Origin of the sequence: Amycolatopsis sp. cmx-11-32 (assembly GCF_047608695.1) — a bacterium.
Classification (GTDB): Bacteria; Actinomycetota; Actinomycetes; order Mycobacteriales; family Pseudonocardiaceae; genus Amycolatopsis.
In genome coordinates, this window is the sequence record NZ_JADNQN010000002.1 from 254,079 (window position 1) to 270,853 (window position 16,775).

17 protein-coding genes and 1 pseudogene are annotated in these 16,775 nt (G+C 67.5%); 9 read left to right on the forward strand and 9 right to left on the reverse strand.

Annotation, left to right across the window (positions count from 1 at the left end):
- Positions 1-36 precede the first annotated feature (36 nt).
- On the forward strand, positions 37-1,302 hold the full coding sequence (locus ACM6LR_RS05865; RefSeq protein ID WP_414943342.1) for a tyrosine-type recombinase/integrase: 1,266 nt from the start codon (positions 37-39) through the stop codon (positions 1,300-1,302).
- Positions 1,303-1,387: 85 nt separating this feature from the next.
- Here ACM6LR_RS05865 and ACM6LR_RS05870 read toward each other — a convergent pair.
- Positions 1,388-2,197: pseudogene (locus tag ACM6LR_RS05870) on the reverse strand (RtcB family protein); the annotation flags it as partial.
- A gap of 115 nt (positions 2,198-2,312) precedes the next feature.
- On the opposite strand from ACM6LR_RS05870, the gene ACM6LR_RS05875 reads away from it, so the two are divergent.
- Positions 2,313-2,468, forward strand: a complete 156-nt coding sequence (locus ACM6LR_RS05875) for a hypothetical protein (RefSeq protein ID WP_414936960.1) — start codon at positions 2,313-2,315, stop codon at positions 2,466-2,468.
- An 86-nt stretch (positions 2,469-2,554) separates the two neighbouring features.
- On the opposite strand, the gene ACM6LR_RS05880 is transcribed toward ACM6LR_RS05875, so the two are convergent.
- The gene (locus tag ACM6LR_RS05880; protein WP_414936959.1) at positions 2,555-3,595 is read right to left on the reverse strand and encodes an aspartate-semialdehyde dehydrogenase; all 1,041 of its coding nucleotides are present in this window, start codon (positions 3,593-3,595) and stop codon (positions 2,555-2,557) included.
- Positions 3,595-4,860, reverse strand: coding sequence for an aspartate kinase (locus tag ACM6LR_RS05885; protein WP_093932313.1), 1,266 nt, complete (start codon positions 4,858-4,860; stop codon positions 3,595-3,597). The genes ACM6LR_RS05880 and ACM6LR_RS05885 overlap by 1 nt, the downstream gene beginning before the upstream one ends.
- A 280-nt stretch (positions 4,861-5,140) precedes the next feature.
- On the opposite strand from ACM6LR_RS05885, the gene ACM6LR_RS05890 reads away from it, so the two are divergent.
- Positions 5,141-5,737 carry a nitroreductase family protein gene (locus tag ACM6LR_RS05890; RefSeq protein ID WP_414936958.1) on the forward strand — a complete coding sequence of 199 codons (597 nt, stop codon included), beginning with the start codon at positions 5,141-5,143 and terminating at the stop codon, positions 5,735-5,737.
- Here the strand turns inward: ACM6LR_RS05890 and ACM6LR_RS05895 are convergent.
- Entirely contained in the window at positions 5,698-7,167 is a 1,470-nt protein-coding gene (locus ACM6LR_RS05895) for an MFS transporter (protein ID WP_414936957.1), read from the reverse strand. The two genes, ACM6LR_RS05890 and ACM6LR_RS05895, sit on opposite strands and share 40 nt — an antisense overlap.
- Positions 7,168-7,270: 103 nt before the next feature.
- Here ACM6LR_RS05895 and ACM6LR_RS05900 point away from each other — a divergent pair, with 103 nt between their 5' ends.
- Together ACM6LR_RS05900 and ACM6LR_RS05905 are read left to right on the forward strand one after the other, a co-directional pair.
- Entirely contained in the window at positions 7,271-8,110 is an 840-nt protein-coding gene (locus ACM6LR_RS05900) for a helix-turn-helix transcriptional regulator (protein ID WP_414943343.1), read from the forward strand.
- Between the two features lie 146 nt (positions 8,111-8,256).
- Positions 8,257-8,502 (forward strand): hypothetical protein, encoded by a 246-nt coding sequence (locus ACM6LR_RS05905; protein ID WP_414936955.1) that lies wholly within the window; start codon positions 8,257-8,259, stop codon positions 8,500-8,502.
- A gap of 16 nt (positions 8,503-8,518) precedes the next feature.
- Here ACM6LR_RS05905 and ACM6LR_RS05910 read toward each other — a convergent pair whose 3' ends face one another.
- Positions 8,519-8,884 carry a hypothetical protein gene (locus ACM6LR_RS05910; RefSeq protein ID WP_414936954.1) on the reverse strand — a complete coding sequence of 122 codons (366 nt, stop codon included), beginning with the start codon at positions 8,882-8,884 and terminating at the stop codon, positions 8,519-8,521.
- Between the two features lie 244 nt (positions 8,885-9,128).
- Between ACM6LR_RS05910 and leuA the strand changes: the two genes are divergently transcribed.
- The gene (leuA, locus tag ACM6LR_RS05915; protein ID WP_414943344.1) at positions 9,129-10,886 is read left to right on the forward strand and encodes a 2-isopropylmalate synthase; all 1,758 of its coding nucleotides are present in this window, start codon (positions 9,129-9,131) and stop codon (positions 10,884-10,886) included.
- 310 nt (positions 10,887-11,196) lie between these two features.
- Here leuA and ACM6LR_RS05920 read toward each other — a convergent pair whose 3' ends face one another.
- Entirely contained in the window at positions 11,197-11,853 is a 657-nt protein-coding gene (locus ACM6LR_RS05920; RefSeq protein WP_414936952.1) for a peroxiredoxin-like family protein, read from the reverse strand.
- Positions 11,854-11,911: 58 nt separating this feature from the next.
- On the opposite strand from ACM6LR_RS05920, the gene ACM6LR_RS05925 reads away from it, so the two are divergent.
- Positions 11,912-12,517 carry a TetR/AcrR family transcriptional regulator gene (locus tag ACM6LR_RS05925; protein WP_414936951.1) on the forward strand — a complete coding sequence of 202 codons (606 nt, stop codon included), beginning with the start codon at positions 11,912-11,914 and terminating at the stop codon, positions 12,515-12,517.
- Here ACM6LR_RS05925 and ACM6LR_RS05930 read toward each other — a convergent pair.
- The gene (locus ACM6LR_RS05930; RefSeq protein ID WP_414936950.1) at positions 12,474-13,412 is read right to left on the reverse strand and encodes a LysR family transcriptional regulator; all 939 of its coding nucleotides are present in this window, start codon (positions 13,410-13,412) and stop codon (positions 12,474-12,476) included. The two genes, ACM6LR_RS05925 and ACM6LR_RS05930, sit on opposite strands and share 44 nt — an antisense overlap.
- 87 nt (positions 13,413-13,499) lie before the next feature.
- Between ACM6LR_RS05930 and ACM6LR_RS05935 the strand changes: the two genes are divergently transcribed.
- Positions 13,500-14,423 (forward strand): EamA family transporter, encoded by a 924-nt coding sequence (locus ACM6LR_RS05935; RefSeq protein ID WP_414943345.1) that lies wholly within the window; start codon positions 13,500-13,502, stop codon positions 14,421-14,423.
- Here ACM6LR_RS05935 and erm read toward each other — a convergent pair.
- Positions 14,326-15,129, reverse strand: coding sequence for a 23S ribosomal RNA methyltransferase Erm (gene erm, locus ACM6LR_RS05940; RefSeq protein ID WP_414936948.1), 804 nt, complete (start codon positions 15,127-15,129; stop codon positions 14,326-14,328). The genes ACM6LR_RS05935 and erm overlap by 98 nt on opposite strands.
- 314 nt (positions 15,130-15,443) lie before the next feature.
- Between erm and ACM6LR_RS05945 the strand changes: the two genes are divergently transcribed.
- Complete coding sequence (locus ACM6LR_RS05945) at positions 15,444-16,007, forward strand: CGNR zinc finger domain-containing protein (RefSeq protein WP_414936947.1); 564 nt, start codon at positions 15,444-15,446, stop codon at positions 16,005-16,007.
- On the opposite strand, the gene ACM6LR_RS05950 is transcribed toward ACM6LR_RS05945, so the two are convergent.
- Positions 16,000-16,641 (reverse strand): SDR family oxidoreductase, encoded by a 642-nt coding sequence (locus ACM6LR_RS05950; RefSeq protein ID WP_414936946.1) that lies wholly within the window; start codon positions 16,639-16,641, stop codon positions 16,000-16,002. The genes ACM6LR_RS05945 and ACM6LR_RS05950 overlap by 8 nt on opposite strands.
- Between the last annotated feature and the right edge of the window lie 134 nt (positions 16,642-16,775).

Sequence of the window (16,775 nt, forward strand, 5' to 3'; positions counted from 1 at the left end):
GCTCTTGCAACGCAGAACACATTAGGAGGTCGAGAGATGCCTTGGGCCGATCCGTACCCCGGAGGTGGTTTCCGTGGTGGCTACCGTGATAGCGCGGGCGCGAAGAAGTACGTAAAGGACCTCGCCGGGAAAACTGTCCGGTACGAGACGAAAAAGAAAGCGAAGGCAGCCGCCAACGAAAAGGAAGTCGACGCGCGACGCAAGGCTGCTACACCCTCCGAAGTGCCGATGGAGGCAACCACGAAATGGGGCGCGTGGTGGGATCACCTCGCCAGGAAACGCACATTCGACGACACAGACACCGCCTCGACTGAGGCGAACATCGTCAAGAACTACCTCCGCCCGAAATGGGGCGACGTCCCCCTGTGTGAGATCTCGTTCAAAGCGGTCAAATATTGGGTGCAAGAGGAAGAACTCAAGGTTCGCCCCGGCATGTCCCCCGGATACGTGCACCGCATTTTCAGCATATTCAACGTGTCGATTAAAGAAGCGTTGGATCAGGAGGTACTCACGGCCTCGCCGCTCGCCGGGGTCAAGCTCCCGAAGCGGCACAAGAAACCCAAACCCTACCTGTCGACGAAGTCGAACGCGGCCATGAGAGAGCACTTGCGCGAGGACTACCGGGATGCTCTCGACTTCGGACTCGAGACCGGCCTGCGCCCCGGCGAGCTATGCGGCCTGCACTCCGACCGGATCGACCTCGACCGCGGTTGGATGCTGGTCGCCGAGACGTTCGTCAAGCGGCGCGGGATCATCCGCCCGTACCCCAAGGACGGTGACGTGCGATGGGTACCGCTGACCGACTTGGCATGCGAAATCGCCGCCCGGCGCCTCGGCAGGAGAGACGAAAGCAAGGGGTGCGGGTTCGTCCACAGCGACGGACTGCCGTGCAGCGGTGTCCTGACGTTCCTAACCGTGCGCGGGCGGATCATGCACCCCGACACGATGGGCTACCACATGAGGAACGCGGCCGAGGGCGCGAAGGTGCCGCGGCGGAGCCCGTACTCGATCCGGCGAGGGTGGGCCACCCGTGCCGCTGAGGGTGGTCTAGACGCGTTCCAGATTGCTGAAATCCTCGGACACGCCACCCTCGACCAGGCGCAGGAGTACGTGCAGCAGACCCCCGCGGCGCGGATGAAGCTCGTTGCGGCGTTGTCGAAGTATCCGCAGCTGACTGTGCTTGAAGGCGGGTTGGGGCAGACGTCGGATGCGAAGGCCGGATCTGGGGCAAAGTCTGGGGCAAAGGTCGACTCGCAGACACTCGCGCAAGATCGCGGGCGGGTCCGCCGTTCCGCCGGTTGACCAGGGAATACAGTCGCGTAATCTGACACAGACTCGCAGACGCTCGTAAACGTAAATCCGCTGGTCGGCGCGGTGTTGCTACCTAGTTGTGGTGGCACGAGATCGCGTTGTCGAACGTCGTCTGCGGGACGACGTCCTTCAGCGCCTGCTTGACGAGCGCGACCATGGTGGCGCGGTTGCGTGCCGCGTAGTCCTGCGCCCAGAACAGGTCTCGCCGGTACGCCCGCATCTCCGGCGTGCCCGCGACGAACACCGCGAGGTCCGGATCCGGCAGGTCCGCGTTGTGCGGCAGCTTGCGCGCGACGGCCATGTGGCGTTCCGCGAGTTCCTTGCCGATGTTGCGCGAACCCGAATGCAGCATCAGCCACACGCGGCCTTCGTCGTCGCCGCCCTGCTCGAGGCAGACCTCGATGAAGTGGTTACCGCCGCCGAGGCTCCCGATCTGGCGGGCGGCGCGGTCGCGCAGGTCCTGGACGCCGGTGTGCAGGTCACCGAACGACTTCCAGAACGCGTCCCAGCCACCGACACCGTGCACCTTCGCCGGGTTCACCGGGGTCTTGTGCAGGCCGAAGCCGACCGGAACGGCCGATTCGATCCGGCGCCGCAGCTTCAGCAGGTCATCGGGCAGATCAACGGCGGTGAGCGAGGTCCGCACCGCGCTCATCCCGCAGCCGATGTCCACCCCGACGGCGGCCGGGGACACGGCGTCGCGCATCGCGATCACACTGCCGACGGTCGCGCCCTTGCCGTAGTGGACGTCGGGCATGACCGCGAGGCCGTGCACCCACGGCAGATTGGCGACGTTGTGCAGCTGTCGCATGGCTTGGTCCTCGACCGAAGTGGGGTCTGCCCACATCCGGATCGGAACCCGCGAGCCTTCGACCGCCGTGTACATGACTTTCCCTTCGTGGAAAACGTTTTGTCGCCCATGAGGATGCACGGGCCGGACGAACCGGACAAGGCAATTACCGGGCTCCACAAGGGACATTCACGAACGTCCGGGTGGGCTGATGTTCGCCGCGAAGTCGTCGATCGTATTCGAAAAGCGCTCGGCTCGTTCGTTCTTGGCTGCTCAATCCCATGAACGCAAGGCCGTCTTCGCCCTGAGGAAGGAGCGAAGCGACGCGGCCGGCGCCGAAGAAGCCCAAGCTCAAGAGTCAGCGTGACGGACCTTGCCGTCGTCACAGGCTCCCCATCGCCCTCAGGCGCCCGCAAGTAGTCCTCTAGTTGCGGGCGCCTGTGCCGCGGAGCGTCAGGCGTTCGTGGCGACCAGCTCGGCGATCTGGACCGCGTTGAGTGCCGCGCCCTTCCGCAGGTTGTCGTTCGACAGGAACAACGCCAGGCCGCGACCGCCGTCGACGCCCGGGTCCGTCCGCAGCCGCCCGACGTACGACGGGTCCTGGCCCGCGGCCTGCAGCGGGGTCGGGATCTCCGACAGCTCGACGCCGGGAGCACCGGTCAGCAACTCGGTCGCGCGGGCCACCGAAAGCGCCTGCGAGAACTCCGCGTTGATCGAGATCGAGTGCCCCGCGAACACCGGCACCCGCACGCAGGTGCAGGACACCCGCAGCTCCGGGATGCTCAGGATCTTGCGGCTCTCGTTGCGGAACTTCTTTTCCTCGTCCGTCTCGAACAGGCCATCGTCCACAATGGACCCGGCCAGCGGGAGGACGTTGTGCGCGATGGTCCGCGCGTACTTCTTCGGCTCGGGGAAGGTCACCGCGGCACCGTCGTGGGTCAGCGCCCCCGCGTTAGAGGCCGCCGCGGCGAGCTGGCCTTCCAGCTCCTCGACACCGGCGAGTCCACTGCCGGACACCGCCTGATAGGTGCTGGCCACGAGCCGCACCAGGCCCGCTTCGGCGTGCAGTGGCTTGAGCACCGGCATCGCGGCCATGGTGGTGCAGTTGGGGTTCGCGATGATCCCCTTGCGCGCCTCCTTGATCGCCTCCGGGTTGACCTCGCTGACGACCAGCGGGACGTCGGGGTCCATCCGCCAGGCGGACGAGTTGTCGATCACCGTGGCGCCGGCCGCGGCGAACCGCTCGGCCTGCGCCTTCGAGGTCGAGCCACCGGCGGAGAACAGCGCGATGTCCAAACCGGACGGATCGGCGGTCGTCGCGTCCTCGATGACGATTTCCTCGTCCTGCCAGGAAAGTTTCGAACCGGCGGACCGCGCCGAGGCGAAGTACCGCATTTCGGCGACCGGGAAACCCCGTTCGGCCAGCAGACGGCGCATCACGCCGCCGACCTGCCCGGTCGCCCCGACGACTCCTACCCGCAAACCTTTCGGCATCAGCGACCACTCCCCGCGTAGACGACGGCTTCTTCGTCGCCGCCGAGTTCGAACGCCTCGTGGATCGCGCGCACCGCGTCGTCGAGTTGCGCGTCCCGGATCAGCACCGAAATCCGGATTTCCGAGGTGTTGATGATTTCGATGTTGACGCCCGACTGCGCGAGCGCCTCGCAGAACGTCGCCGTGACACCGGGGTGCGAACGCATCCCCGCACCGACGAGCGACACCTTGCCGACATGGTCGTCGTAGAGGACCGACTCGAAGCCGATCTCGCCCTTGATCTTCTCCAGCGACTGCACGGCCTTGGCACCGTTGGCCTTCGACAGCGTGAAGGTGATGTCGGTCCGACCGGACGACGTGCTGGACACGTTCTGCAGCACCATGTCGATGTCGATCTCGTTGTCGGCGATCACCCGGAAGATCCTGGCCGCGGCGCCGGCGGTGTCGGGCACGCCGGTCACCGTGATCTTGGCTTCGGAGCGGTCGTGCGCCACACCGGTGATCAACGCTTGTTCCACGGGGATCTCCTCGATAGAACCGGTCACCGTGGTGCCCGGCTTGTCACTGTAGGAAGAACGGACTCGGATCGGGACGCCGTAACGGCGCGCGTACTCCACCGAGCGCAGGTGCAGGATCTTCGAACCGCTGGCGGCGAGTTCGAGCATCTCCTCGTAGGCGATGGTGTCGAGCTTGCGGGCGTCGGGCACGACCCGCGGATCGGCGGTGTACACACCGTCCACATCGGAATAGATCTCGCAGACGTCGGCGTTCAGCGCCGCGGCGAGCGCGACGGCGGTGGTGTCCGAACCACCGCGGCCGAGGGTGGTGATGTCCTTGGTGTCCTGTGACACGCCCTGGAACCCCGCCACCAGCGCGATGTAGCCCTGGTCGAGGGCTTCCGTCACCCGGCTGGGGCTGACGTCGATGATCCGCGCGTTGCCGTGCACCGACGTCGTCACCACACCGGCCTGCGAACCGGTGAACGACCAGGCCTCCGCACCCTGCGCCGAAATCGCCATGGCGACGAGCGAATTCGAGATCCGCTCACCCGCGGTGAGCAACATGTCCATCTCACGTTCCGGCGGGGCAGGGTTGACCTGCTGAGCCAGGTCGAGCAGCTCGTCCGTCGTGTCTCCCATGGCGGAGCAAACGACGACCACGTCGTTGCCCGCCTTCTTGGTGGCGACGATGCGTTCCGCGACGCGTTTGATCCGGTCGGCACTTTCCAGCGACGAACCGCCGTACTTCTGGACCACGAGGGCCACGCCCGAACCTCCTCGACGGGCCGGGCGTGCTCCTGGTGGGCACCGAGGAGCCCCCGCGTCCCTTATGTGGGCGAAAGCCTACCGGGGTCACGCACGCCCGCCACCCTCGTAAGTGGTCCTGACCACTACTTCGAGGACTTCTGGAAGTAAATTTTCCTTAACACCGACGAAATAGTCGGAGGGCTTTCACTTTAGTGACGGAGAGCACCCCTTGTAGTCCATCCATGCCCCCGCCGCCGCCTCATCCGAGGAGCTTCGCTCCGCTGTATCTTCCCGAGCCATGCACAAACCCGCCGACACAAGTGCCCCGATCGCGTCGATCCTGGCCCACCGCTGGAGCCCCCGCGCCTACGACGAGGCCGCGATCGTCACCGAAGACCAGCTCCGCACGCTGCTCGAGGCGGCCCGCTGGGCACCGTCCTTCGGCAACACCCAGCCCGCGCGTTACCTGGTCGGCCTGCGGGGCACGCCGTCGTTCGACCGGATCCTGTCGACGCTCAACTCCGGCAACCGCGACTGGGCCCGTCGCGCCGGTCTGCTGCTGATCGGCGTGATGGTGACCACGAACGAGAAGGGCGAGGTCCCGTACGCCGAGTACGGGCTGGGGCTGGCGAGCGAGAATCTCGTGCTCCAGGCCGTCGAACTCGGGTTGATCGCGCATCAGATGGCGGGCTTCTCCGCCGAAGCGGCGAAGGACTTCTTCGGTCTTCCGGACGACGTCGTCCCGAAGATCGCCATCGCCGTCGGCTCGCCCGCCGACCCTTCGGTGCTCGAGGAGGACTGGCGGATCGAGCGCGAGAAGGCGCCACGGGAACGCCTCCCGCTGGCGGATTTCGCCTACTCGGACGCCTGGGGCACGAGCGCCTTCTCCGGTTGAGGGAGCCAGCGCAGGGCCAGCAACCCTAGGGCGACGTGCAGCAGGCTCAGCACCACGACGGCCGTGTGCAGACCCGCGACGAAGGCCGACTTCGCGTCAGCGGCGGCGACGGGCGCGATTCCGGGCACCTGGAGGGTTTCGTCGAGCGTCGGCGCGAGATCCGGTCCGGTCAGGCGGAACACCAGGGCGGCGAGCGAGCCCATGAGCGCGATCCCCAGTGCGTTCCCGATCTCGTTGCTGGTCTCGGCGATGGCCCCCGCCGCTCCCGCGCGCTCGGACGGCACCGCGGCGACGGCGGTGTCGGCCACCACGCTGAACGAGATGCCGTAGCCGACGCCCGCGACCACTGTCGAGGCGACATACCAGCCGACGCCGCCCGAGACGCCGGTCATGAGCAACAGCAGCAACCCGATGGCGATGGAGAAGTGGCAGCCGATCAGCGCCGTCCGCTTGCCGACCCGCTCGACCAGCGCCGGTGTGACGACACACATGATCGTCAGCACCGCCGCCCCGGGCAGGGCCAGCAGCGCCGCGTGCAGAACCGGCAGCCCCAGCACGGACTGCAGGTGGATCCCCGCCAGGTAGGCGGCCGCCGACCACGCGGAAAGGGGCAGCAACCCGGTGACGATCGCGATCGTGAAGACGCGGTCGCGGAACAGGGTGAAGTCGATCAGCGGATGGTCGAGCGTTCGCTGGCGGCCGGCGAACCACACCAGCAGGGCGGCCCCGGCGATCCCCGCGGAGACCGCGACGACGGACAGGCCGTCGGCGGCCGCGTGCTTGATCCCATAGATCGCCAGCAGCAGCCCGACAGCGGAGAGCGCCACGCTCACCACGTCGACGCGACCCGGCCTCGTGGTCCGTACCTCGCGCAGCAGAACGGGCGCGAGCAGCAGGAACACCACGATCACCGGCAGGTTGACCAGGAAGACCGAGCCCCACCAGAACCGCTGCAGCAGGACACCGCCGACGACCGGGCCGAGCGCGAAACCGGCGGCGAACGCGGCAGCGAAAACACCGATGGCCTGCGCGCGCCGGCGCGGATCGGTGAAAAGTTCGCTCAGCACCGCCAGCGCGGACGGCAGCAGGGTCGCGCCCGCCAGCCCCATGAGCGCCCGGAACGCGATGAGCAGTTCCGGTGTCGGGGCGAACGCCGCGCCCGCCGAACCCAGGCCGAACACCGTGGCGCCGATCATCAGCAGCTTCAGCCGGCCGTACCGGTCGCCGATGTTGCCGAAGGCGATCAGCAGCGATCCGACCGCGAAGCCGTAGACGTCGAGGATCCACAGGGCCTGGTCGGCGCTCGGGGACAGCGCCTGGCTGACGCGGGGCATCGCGAGGAACAGGATCGAACCGTCCATCGAGACCAGCAGTACCGGGCAAAGGATCACGAGAAGGCCGAACCAGGCTCGCGTGCTCTGTCGTGTCATGGGTCCGACAATGGGCCGGCGCCCGCCCGGCAGCCATCCCCGTGCGGTGGGTACACCCCGCAGGTACACCCACGCGGCGGCGCGGGAACCTAGGCTCGGAGCCATGGAAAGCCTCGGTCTGTACCTCAAGAGCCGTCGTGACCGGGTGACCCCCGCCGAGATCGGCCTGCGCACCTACGGCACTTCCCGCCGCGTGCCCGGCCTGCGCCGCGAAGAACTCGCCCAGCTCGCCGGGGTGAGCGCCGGGTACTACACGCGACTCGAACAGGGACTGGCCGAGACCGCTTCACGGCAGGTGCTCGACGCGCTCGCCCGCGCGCTCCGGCTCGACGACGTCGAAACCGGCCACCTGCACAATCTCGCCCAGCGGTCCGCGCTTCCCCGGCTTTCCGATCCCGGCCAGGAGGACCCGCACCCCCGGGTCCTCGCGCTGCTGGAGAACCTCGGCGAGGCCGTGCCCGCCCTCGTCTTCGGCCGTCGCGGCGACGTACTCGCGTGGAACCACGCCGGGAACGCGCTCATGGCCGAACACGTCTCGTTCGACGCGCCGCGGGATCCGGAGCGGCGCCCGTCCCTCCCGCGGATGTTCTTCCTCGACCCGCTCACCCGCGACCTGTACCGGAACCGGGCCGAACTCGCCCGCGTCCATGTCGCCTACCTGCGGTTGACGGCGGGCCGCTATCCCACCGATGCCCGTCTCGCCGGGCTCATCGGTGAACTGACCATGCGCAGCGACGACTTCGCGGCGCTCTGGGCGACCGGTGACGTCGCCGACTGCACCGTCGGTGCCATGCGTCTCCAGCACCCCACGGTCGGCGCGGTCGACGTCGACTACCAGGTATGGGTCCAGCCCGACAGCCCCGATCACCGGCTGGAGATCTACACACCGAAGGACCCGGGTTCCGCCGACGCGCTGAAGATCCTGACCCAGTTCGATCGCTGACCTGGGGGAGATGGGGGTTCTGCTTAGGCATTTCCGGAACGAGGCCCGCACCATGGCAGCTTGTGGCTCTATCTGCGGCGCCGCACGGACGGCGTCGCCGATGACGCCGTGGCGGTGCCCTACGGCTCGAACGGCAAGGCGTCTCCGTGGTGAGCCTGGTCGAGGCAGGCTTGTTCTACGACGTGCGGATCCCGAGAGAGAACGTCGTCAGCCTGCGGCACTCGAAGGAAAGCCACGACAACTACTACGAAACCAATCTGGTCGCGGAGCTGCGTGAACCCGTCACGGTGACCCGGCCGCTCAGGAAGACCGAGTCCGTCCTCGTCGTGAAGTTCACCGCCGACGACCCGAAGGCCGCCGTCGAAGCGTACGAGCGGCTCAAGATCAGCTGAGCTGAGTGCCCCGCCGCTAGCTGGAACCGCCGACGCGACGGATGATCTTGGCGAGGATCCCCGTGACCACCATCCAGAAGATCGCGGCGACGCCGTAGTTGATCAGCACCCGGAGCTTGGCGTCCTCGGGCATGAAGAGGTCCTTGAAGCCGAGGAGCAACCCGTCGGCCCAACCGCGCACGAACGACACGATGCCGTTGTCCGGATTGGCCTCGCCGATCACGAAGACGACGTGCAACACCAGGATCGCGGCGAAGATCAGGCCTGCCCAGCGGATCACGCTCGCCAGCACCCCGGCCGCGCGGCCGCCGCCCGCACGCCAGTCGACCTTGCGCTTGGTCTTCTGATCAGCGGTTTCCTTCTCTTCAGCGTGCTCGCCCATGCCGGGCAGTGTGGCACGCTCCCTGGTCCGATTGCTACCCGCGAGTAACCCGAATGGGCGCCACTCCGATCACGGTTCGATCGCGGCCCGGGTTTCCTTTCGAGAGATCTCGCGGTTAAGGTGGCGTCGTGGCTCGAGCTCTCCTGCTTCGCTGCCGCGACGGGGCCTGATCTGACCGGCTCCCCGTCGCGGGGCTTCGTGGTGCCGGTCGTCGCACCCGATTCTTCAGGAGAACCGACCCCTCATGAGTATTCGTAAGCCCACGCGTCCTGCCCCTTCCGAGCAACAGGCGTGGAACACCCAGCGCGGCACTTCGATGCCCGTACATCGCTATCGCCCCTGGTACGACCTGGTCGAGAACATCGACCTGCCCGACCGCACCTGGCCGGACAAGCGCATCGACACCGCCCCGCTCTGGTGCGCGGTCGACCTGCGCGACGGCAACCAGGCCCTGATCGACCCGATGTCGCCCGCGCGCAAGCGCAAGTTCTTCGACCTGCTGGTCCGCATGGGCTACAAGGAGATCGAGGTCGGTTTCCCGGCGGCCTCGCAGACCGATTTCGACTTCGTCCGCGAGATCATCGACGAAGGCGCCATCCCGGAGGACGTCAGCATCCAGGTGCTGACCCAGTGCCGTCCCGAGCTGATCGAGCGCACCTTCAAAGCACTCGAAGGGGCGCCGCGCGCGATCGTCCACATCTACAACTCGACGTCGATCCTGCAGCGTCGCGTGGTGTTCCGCGAGGAGCGCATCGGCATCACGAAGATCGCTTCGCAGGCGGCCGAACTGGTCGTCGAGTACGCGGCGAAGCAGCCGGACACCGACTTCCGCTTCCAGTACTCGCCCGAGTCCTACACCGGCACCGAGCTGTCCTACGCGCTCGAGGTCTGCAACACGGTCACCGAGATCTGGCAGCCGACGCACGAGAAGCCGGTCATCCTGAACCTGCCCGCCACCGTCGAGATGGCGTCACCGAACATCTACGCCGACTCGATCGAGTGGATGCACCGCAACCTGGAGCGCCGCGACTCGGTGATCCTGTCGCTGCACCCGCACAACGACCGCGGCACCGGCATCGCCGCCGCCGAACTCGGCTACCAGGCGGGCGCGGACCGGATCGAAGGCTGCCTGTTCGGCAACGGCGAGCGCACCGGCAACGTCGACCTGGTCGCGCTGGGCATGAACCTCTACAGCCAGGGCGTCGACCCGCAGATCGACTTCTCCGACATGGACGAGATCAAGCGGACCGTCGAATACTGCAACCAGCTGTCGGTGCACGAACGCAGCCCGTGGGCCGGTGACCTGGTGTTCACCGCGTTCTCCGGCAGTCACCAGGACGCGATCAACAAGGGCCTCGACGCGCTGAAGGCCGCCGCCGACAAGGCGGGAACCCCGGTGGACGAGCACGCGTGGGAGGTCCCGTACCTGCCGATCGACCCGAAGGACATCGGCCGCAACTACGAGGCCGTGATCCGGGTGAACTCGCAGTCCGGCAAGGGCGGCGTCGCCTACATCATGAAGGCCGAGCACCAGCTCGACCTGCCGCGGCGGCTGCAGATCGAGTTCTCGAAGGTCGTCCAGCGCCACACCGACACCGAGGGCGGTGAAGTCGACCCGGCCACGATGTGGAACGCGTTCTCGGCCGAGTACCTGGAGCTGAAGACGCCGCTGGAGCTGGTCCGCCAGCACGTCAGGGACAACGGGGACGGCGAGTACGACATCACCGCCACCGTGCGGGTCGAGGGCGACGAGCACGAGGTCACCGGCCGCGGGAACGGCCCGATCGCGGCGTTCTTCGACGCGCTGTCGACCGTCGGGTTCGACCTGCGGCTGCTGGACTACAGCGAGCACACACTCTCGCCGGGTGACGACGCTCGCGCGGCTTCGTACATCGAGTGCGCGATCTCCGACCGGGTCTACTGGGGCATCGGGATCGACGCCTCGATCGTGACCGCTTCGCTGCGGGCCGTCGTCTCGGCGGTGAACCGGGCGAACCGGTAAGTCCACTCAAGTACATGAAGGCCCCATCCTTGTGCCCAGGTCAGGGTCCCGGCAAAGTCGAGGTCTTGCAGGTCCGGCGGCTCTTCGTCGCCAGGTGAGGCTGACGATGAAGGAATTGGGACGTTGGGTGTCCCAATTCCTTCATCGTCGCGGGGTCCCAACCGGTTGCGGAGCCTGGTCGACAAGGGTTCGGAAACATGTTTCCCTCAGGAACCCCAGCTCTTGCAGTCACTGGCGATGTTGGATGGGGGCCTTCATGTACTTTCACCGACGGGTGTGGCTCGACGGAAGACGCGTGCTTACAGCCGGATCATGCGTGCTTGGAGCCGGAAGACACGGTGCGAAGGGCTTTCGCCGCGGCCAGGACATCGGCCGGGTCGGTGCGGGTGGTGTAGTCCGGGTGCACGTCGATGTAGCGGATGACGCCTTCGCGGTCCACGACCAGGACGGTCGGATACGGCAGTTCCCACTCCGGCTCACCGTTGATCTTCCCGACGTCGCCGATGAGCGTGTCGAACGCCGGCTTCGTCTCCGGGGCCAGCCGGAACGTGATGCCGAGCGCACGCCCGAGTTCGTTACCCACGTCGGACAGCACGGTGAATTCAAGGTCCTTTGTGGACAGTGAGTCGTCCGGCAGTTGCGGGCTGACCGCGACCAGCTTCACCCCCAGCTTCTCCAGTTCCGGCAAAAGGTCCCGCTGATACGCGTGCAGCGCGAGGTTGCAGTACGGGCACCACGCGCCGCGGTAGAACACCACGACGGCGGGTCCTTCCGCGACCGGGACCTTGGCGCCGTTCGCGTCCGGCAGGGCGAGGTCCGGCATCGCCGTCCCCGGTTTCGCGGCCACCTCGGCTACCAGTCCGACGAACTTCTCGCGGTCGGCCTTGAGCACCTCGGCGATCTCCGCCGGAACATGGCTCGCGACGGATCCTCGCAGCTCGGCGAGGTCGGTGTCGAGATCCCCCATCATCAGCTCCCTGGGTTGTACTAATCGGTACAGTACGGCTGACTGTACTATTCGGTACATGAACGGTCAACCGGCGAAGACACCTCGCGGGCGGCTGACGCGGGACGCGATCGTCGACGCGGCGGCGGAACTGATGTACGTCAACGGCGTCGCCGGGACGAGCGTCGACAAGGTCCTCGCGGCGAGCGGGGCCGGGAAATCGCAGATGTACCACTACTTCAAGAACAAGGATCAGCTCGTCGAGGCGGTCATCGCGCGCTTCCTGGAAAACATCCTCGGCAACCAGCCGACCATCTTCGAACTGCACGACTGGGCCGACTTCGACCAGTGGGCACAGGAGATCCTGGCCATCCAGACGACGCCGAAGGGCCCGATCGCCTGCCCCCTCGGCAACCTCGCCGGCGAACTCGGGGACGACCCGAAGATCGCGCCACTGCTCGACAACGCCTATCGCGAGTGGGAGTCACACCTCGAACGCGGACTGAAATCGTTGCAGGAACAGGGAAAGCTCGCCGAAGACGTCGACCCGGCAAGGCTCGCGCAGGCCGCGATGACCTGCGTGCAGGGTGGCCTGCTGATGGCGCATCTGCGGCACGACCTCACGCCGATCGCCGACGCGCTCAAGATCGCGCTGGACCACCTGCGGGGTCACGCTCGCCCGTGAGCGCGGCGACCTCGTCGGCGAGCGCGTCGAGCACCTTCGACACCGCGGGCCGTGAGGACGCGCCGAGCCGGCAGACCGCTTCCACATGCCGCGCCGCCTTGATCCCGGCGAGCGGGCGGCAGACCAGGCCACTGCCCCGTCGAGTGTCCATTGTGTACCGGGGCAGCAGTGCGATCCCGTGCCCGGCGGCGACGAGCCGTTCGGTGATGCGGAAATCGTTGATCCGCTGGACGACCTGCGGACGCACGCCGGTGCGGATGATCAGCGACTGGAGGATGTCGTCGACCGGGAACCCGGCGTTGACGCTGATCCAGCGTTCGTCGGCCAGTTCGGCGAGTTCGATCCGGCGCCGCTTCGCGAGCCGATGCCCCGCGGGGAGCGCGACGTCGAGTGGTTCCCGCAGGAGGTGCCGTGTCTCCAGCCGCTCCGAACCGAGCGACGGCGCGTGCTCGTCCCGGTGCGCCACCACGATGTCGTAATCCGCGACGAGCCCGGGGACCTCCTGCGGGGTGATGTCGAGGTCGCGCACGATGACGTCCAGTCCCTCGAATTCCGCCGTGCGGCTCAGCAATCCGGGCAGCAGCATCAGCCCGGCCGACTGGAAGATCGCCACCCGGACCCGCCCGCGCGGAGCGCTGCGGTAAGTGTCCAATTCGGACTCCGCGCGGTCGAGCGCGGCGAGCACGTCGTCCGCGCGGGCGACCAGCGCGCGGCCCGCGTCGGTCAGCCGGAGACCCCGGCCAGCCGGTTCCGTCAGCGCGAGCCCGACGTCACCCTGCAACGCGCGAAGTTGCTGGGAAACCGCGGACGGGGTGCAGTGCAGCGCCTTGGCGGCCGCCGTCACGCTGCCGCGATCGGCGAACTCCCGCAAGGTCCGCAACCGGCCGATGTCCATACCGCCAGCATATGTGAAGTGAAACTGAACGGTCACTGAAAATATTGTCGCTTGTCCTTCACTATATACGCCCGTAAGAGTGAAGGTATGCCCGCCCGCGACCGTTTGCTCGCCCTGCTCGTCGCCGTCCTCTGGGGCTGCAACTTCCTCGCCATCCACGCCACCCTCGGGCAGTTCCCTCCCGTCTTCGCCGGCGGCCTGCGTTTCGCGGTCATCGCGATCCCGACCATCCTGTTCGTGCCGTGGCCGAAGGTGAAGATCCGCCACCTGCTCGGCTACGGGCTGGGCTTCGGCACCGGGCAGTTCGCGTTCCTCTTCATCGCGATGGACACCGGTATGCCGACCGGCCTCGCCTCGCTGGTACTGCAGGCTTCGGCCCCGTTCACCGTCCTGCTGGGCGCCGTCTTCCTGCGGGAACGCGTGTCCGGACGGCAACTGGCCGGGATCCTGCTCGCCGTCGCCGGGATGGCGACGATCGCCTGGCAGCAGGCCGGGAACGCCGTCCTGCTGCCGGTGATCCTGACCCTGCTCGGCGCGCTGAGCTGGGCGTTCGGCAACCTGAGCACGCGGCAGGCGGCACCGGACAACCCGCTGAACTTCGTCCTCTGGATGTCCGTGGTGCCGCCGCTGCCGATGTTCGCGCTGTCACTGGTCATGGAGGGACCAGGAGCGCAGTGGCACTCAATTTCCACTCTCGGTACCCCGACCGGGCTGATCGGCCTCGGCGGTCTGGCCTACGTCGTGTTGTTCGGCACGATCGTCGGCTCCGGGATCTGGACGTCGCTGATGCGCCGCAATCCGGCGGGCGTGGTCGCGCCGTTCTCCTTGCTGGTGCCGGTGGTCGGGCTGTCGATGGCGTTCCTCGTGCTCGACGAGCGGCCTTCGCTGCTCGAAGTCGTCGCGGCGGCCGTCGTCATCGGCGGGGTGCTGTTCGGGTCGGCGAAACGCCGCGTGCGCGAGCCGGACTTCCTCGCTGAAGCAGAAACACCTCAGCCCACTGGCATGCGGTGAGGCTCTTGGGCAAGGCGGTGGGCGCGATCCCTTCCGCTTTGAGCCACTGCCGCGTCTCGCGAGACGCGGCCAGGATCTCGGTGATCCCTCTGCCCCGTCCGGTGAACACCCGCTGGACGAAGTCCTGGTAGTGCTCACGGTCGGCGTCCGCGACGAGCGGACGTGTCCGGCGGGTCATGGTCAGCAGCCCGCCGTCGACACCGGGCCTGGGGCGGAACGCCGTCGCCGGGACCCTCGTGACCAGCCGGAAGTCGAACCACGGCCACCACTGCGCGGTCATCATGGTCGCGCCGCCGACACCCGCGCGGCGGCGCGCCACCTCCCATTGCACGAGCAGCACGGCTTCGGTCCAGCCGGGAGCGCGCAGGACGCGGCGCAGCATCGCGGTGGTCAGATGGAACGGCAGATTGCCGACCAGCACGTGCGGCGTCGACGGGAGGGTGTGCCGCAGGAAGTCCGCGGCGACGATCTCCGTCGGCGGCTGGACCCGGCTCGCGAGCTTGGCGGCGCGCCTGTCGTCGAGTTCGATGGCGGTCAGGCGCCTGCCCAGCCGCCGCAACGGAAGGGTCAGCGCGCCGTCGCCCGCGCCGATCTCGATGATGGGCCCGCCAGTGGCGGCGACGAGCTCCACGACGGTTTCGATGGTTTTCCGGTCGATGAGGAAGTTCTGGCCGAGTTCATGACGGCCAGGACGCTGTGTGCGCAAGGGATCTCCGCGGCTTCGAGGTGAGCCGGGCAGCCTGAAGCAGGCCCGGCGATGACTCGCTCGGGCGGCGGTTCCTTGCTGGAGACGCGGAATCCGCCGCTAGGCGCGGCGGGTCCGAGTGAAGGCGGAAGCACACATGGCGGCGAAAATACCCCGGCCCGGCGAGCTTCCGCCAACGGTTTTCTCCGCACCGATCCGGCTGGTGCCGGAGATCTCGACTGAACCGCACCGTCTTCGGCTGGGAGAGCCAAGGTGGACGCCGACGACCGGACGGAGTGCAGACGTACTTCGACAGAGTCAAGTACGCTTGATCTATGTCATGGACCGCGACGGACCGGTACCGGTTACGCACCGCCCCCTCGGGGCTGGCGCTCGTTCAGGACTTCCTCAACACGAAGGCGATCAAGACGCACGGCCTCGACCTGCTGAGCGAGGCCGACCTCGCGCGGCCATGGACGGCCGAGGCGCTGGCTGAATGGTCACGGACCCGAGACGCCGACGTGCCCGAGATCACGCTGACCGAGGGCGACCTTCGCGCGCTTCGCGACCTTCGAGAGTCGTTCGTAGCGCTCGTCGACGACGGCGACGCTTCGGCCGTGAAGCCGTCGAAGGCGGATCTGGTCCTGCGGGACGGCGTCGTCCGGCTGTTCCCGTCCGGCACCGGGCGGCACTGGCTCACCTCGGCGCTGTGGACGGAGACGCTGCTCGCGCAGCAGTCCGGGATCTGGCCGCGACTGAAACTGTGCCGTCTCGACGGCTGCCGTTCGGCGTTCTACGACGTCTCGCGCAACAACAGCGGGGTCTGGCACGACGTGAAGACCTGCGGGAACGTCGCGAACCTGCGGGCGTCGCGGGAGCGGAAGAAGGCGCTCAGCTGAACGAGGCCAGTGCCGACGGGATCGGGATGTCGCCACCGATGACGTCGAAACCCTGGTTCTCGGCCAACGGTTCTTCGAGGGTCGCGACCATGACGGCGGCGACGTCCGCACGGGAGACGCGACCCGGTTCGAGGTGACCGGCGATCTTGACGTGACCACTCGGCTGGTCGTCGGTGAGCGTGCCGGGACGGACGATCGTCCAGTTCAGGCTGGAGCGACGGAGGACGCTGTCGGAGATCTGCTTCGCCATCAGGATCGAGCGCACCAGGCGGTCGCCCTGATCCGGCGAATCGGCGAACTGCGCGGACAACTGCACGAACCGTGCGACACCCGCCTTCTCCGCGGCGCGGATCGCGGTGATCACGCCGTCACGATCGACGAGGTCCACCGACGCCTGATCCGGGTCGGGTGCGCCGATCGCGCTGATCACCACCTCGGAGCCGGCGAGGGCCTCGACGAGGTCGTCCGCGTCGGCGGTGACGTCCGCGACCACGGTTTCGGCGCCGAGACCGGCGACCTCCTCGGCGCGGCGACGGCTGCGCAACCCCGCCCGCACCTGATGTCCCCGCCCCCGCAGAAGCCGGACCACGTGAATCCCCGTCCGCCCCGAAGCACCCAGCACTGTGACCCGCATGACACCGAGTCTGCCCGAAAGCGGCGGTGAATGCCGGTCACGCCGCTCAACTACTCATGGGCGAGGGGTGAAGGGGACTTTCCCCGCATGGCATGCGGGGAAAGTCCCCTTCACCTGCCTCACGTACTCCTACG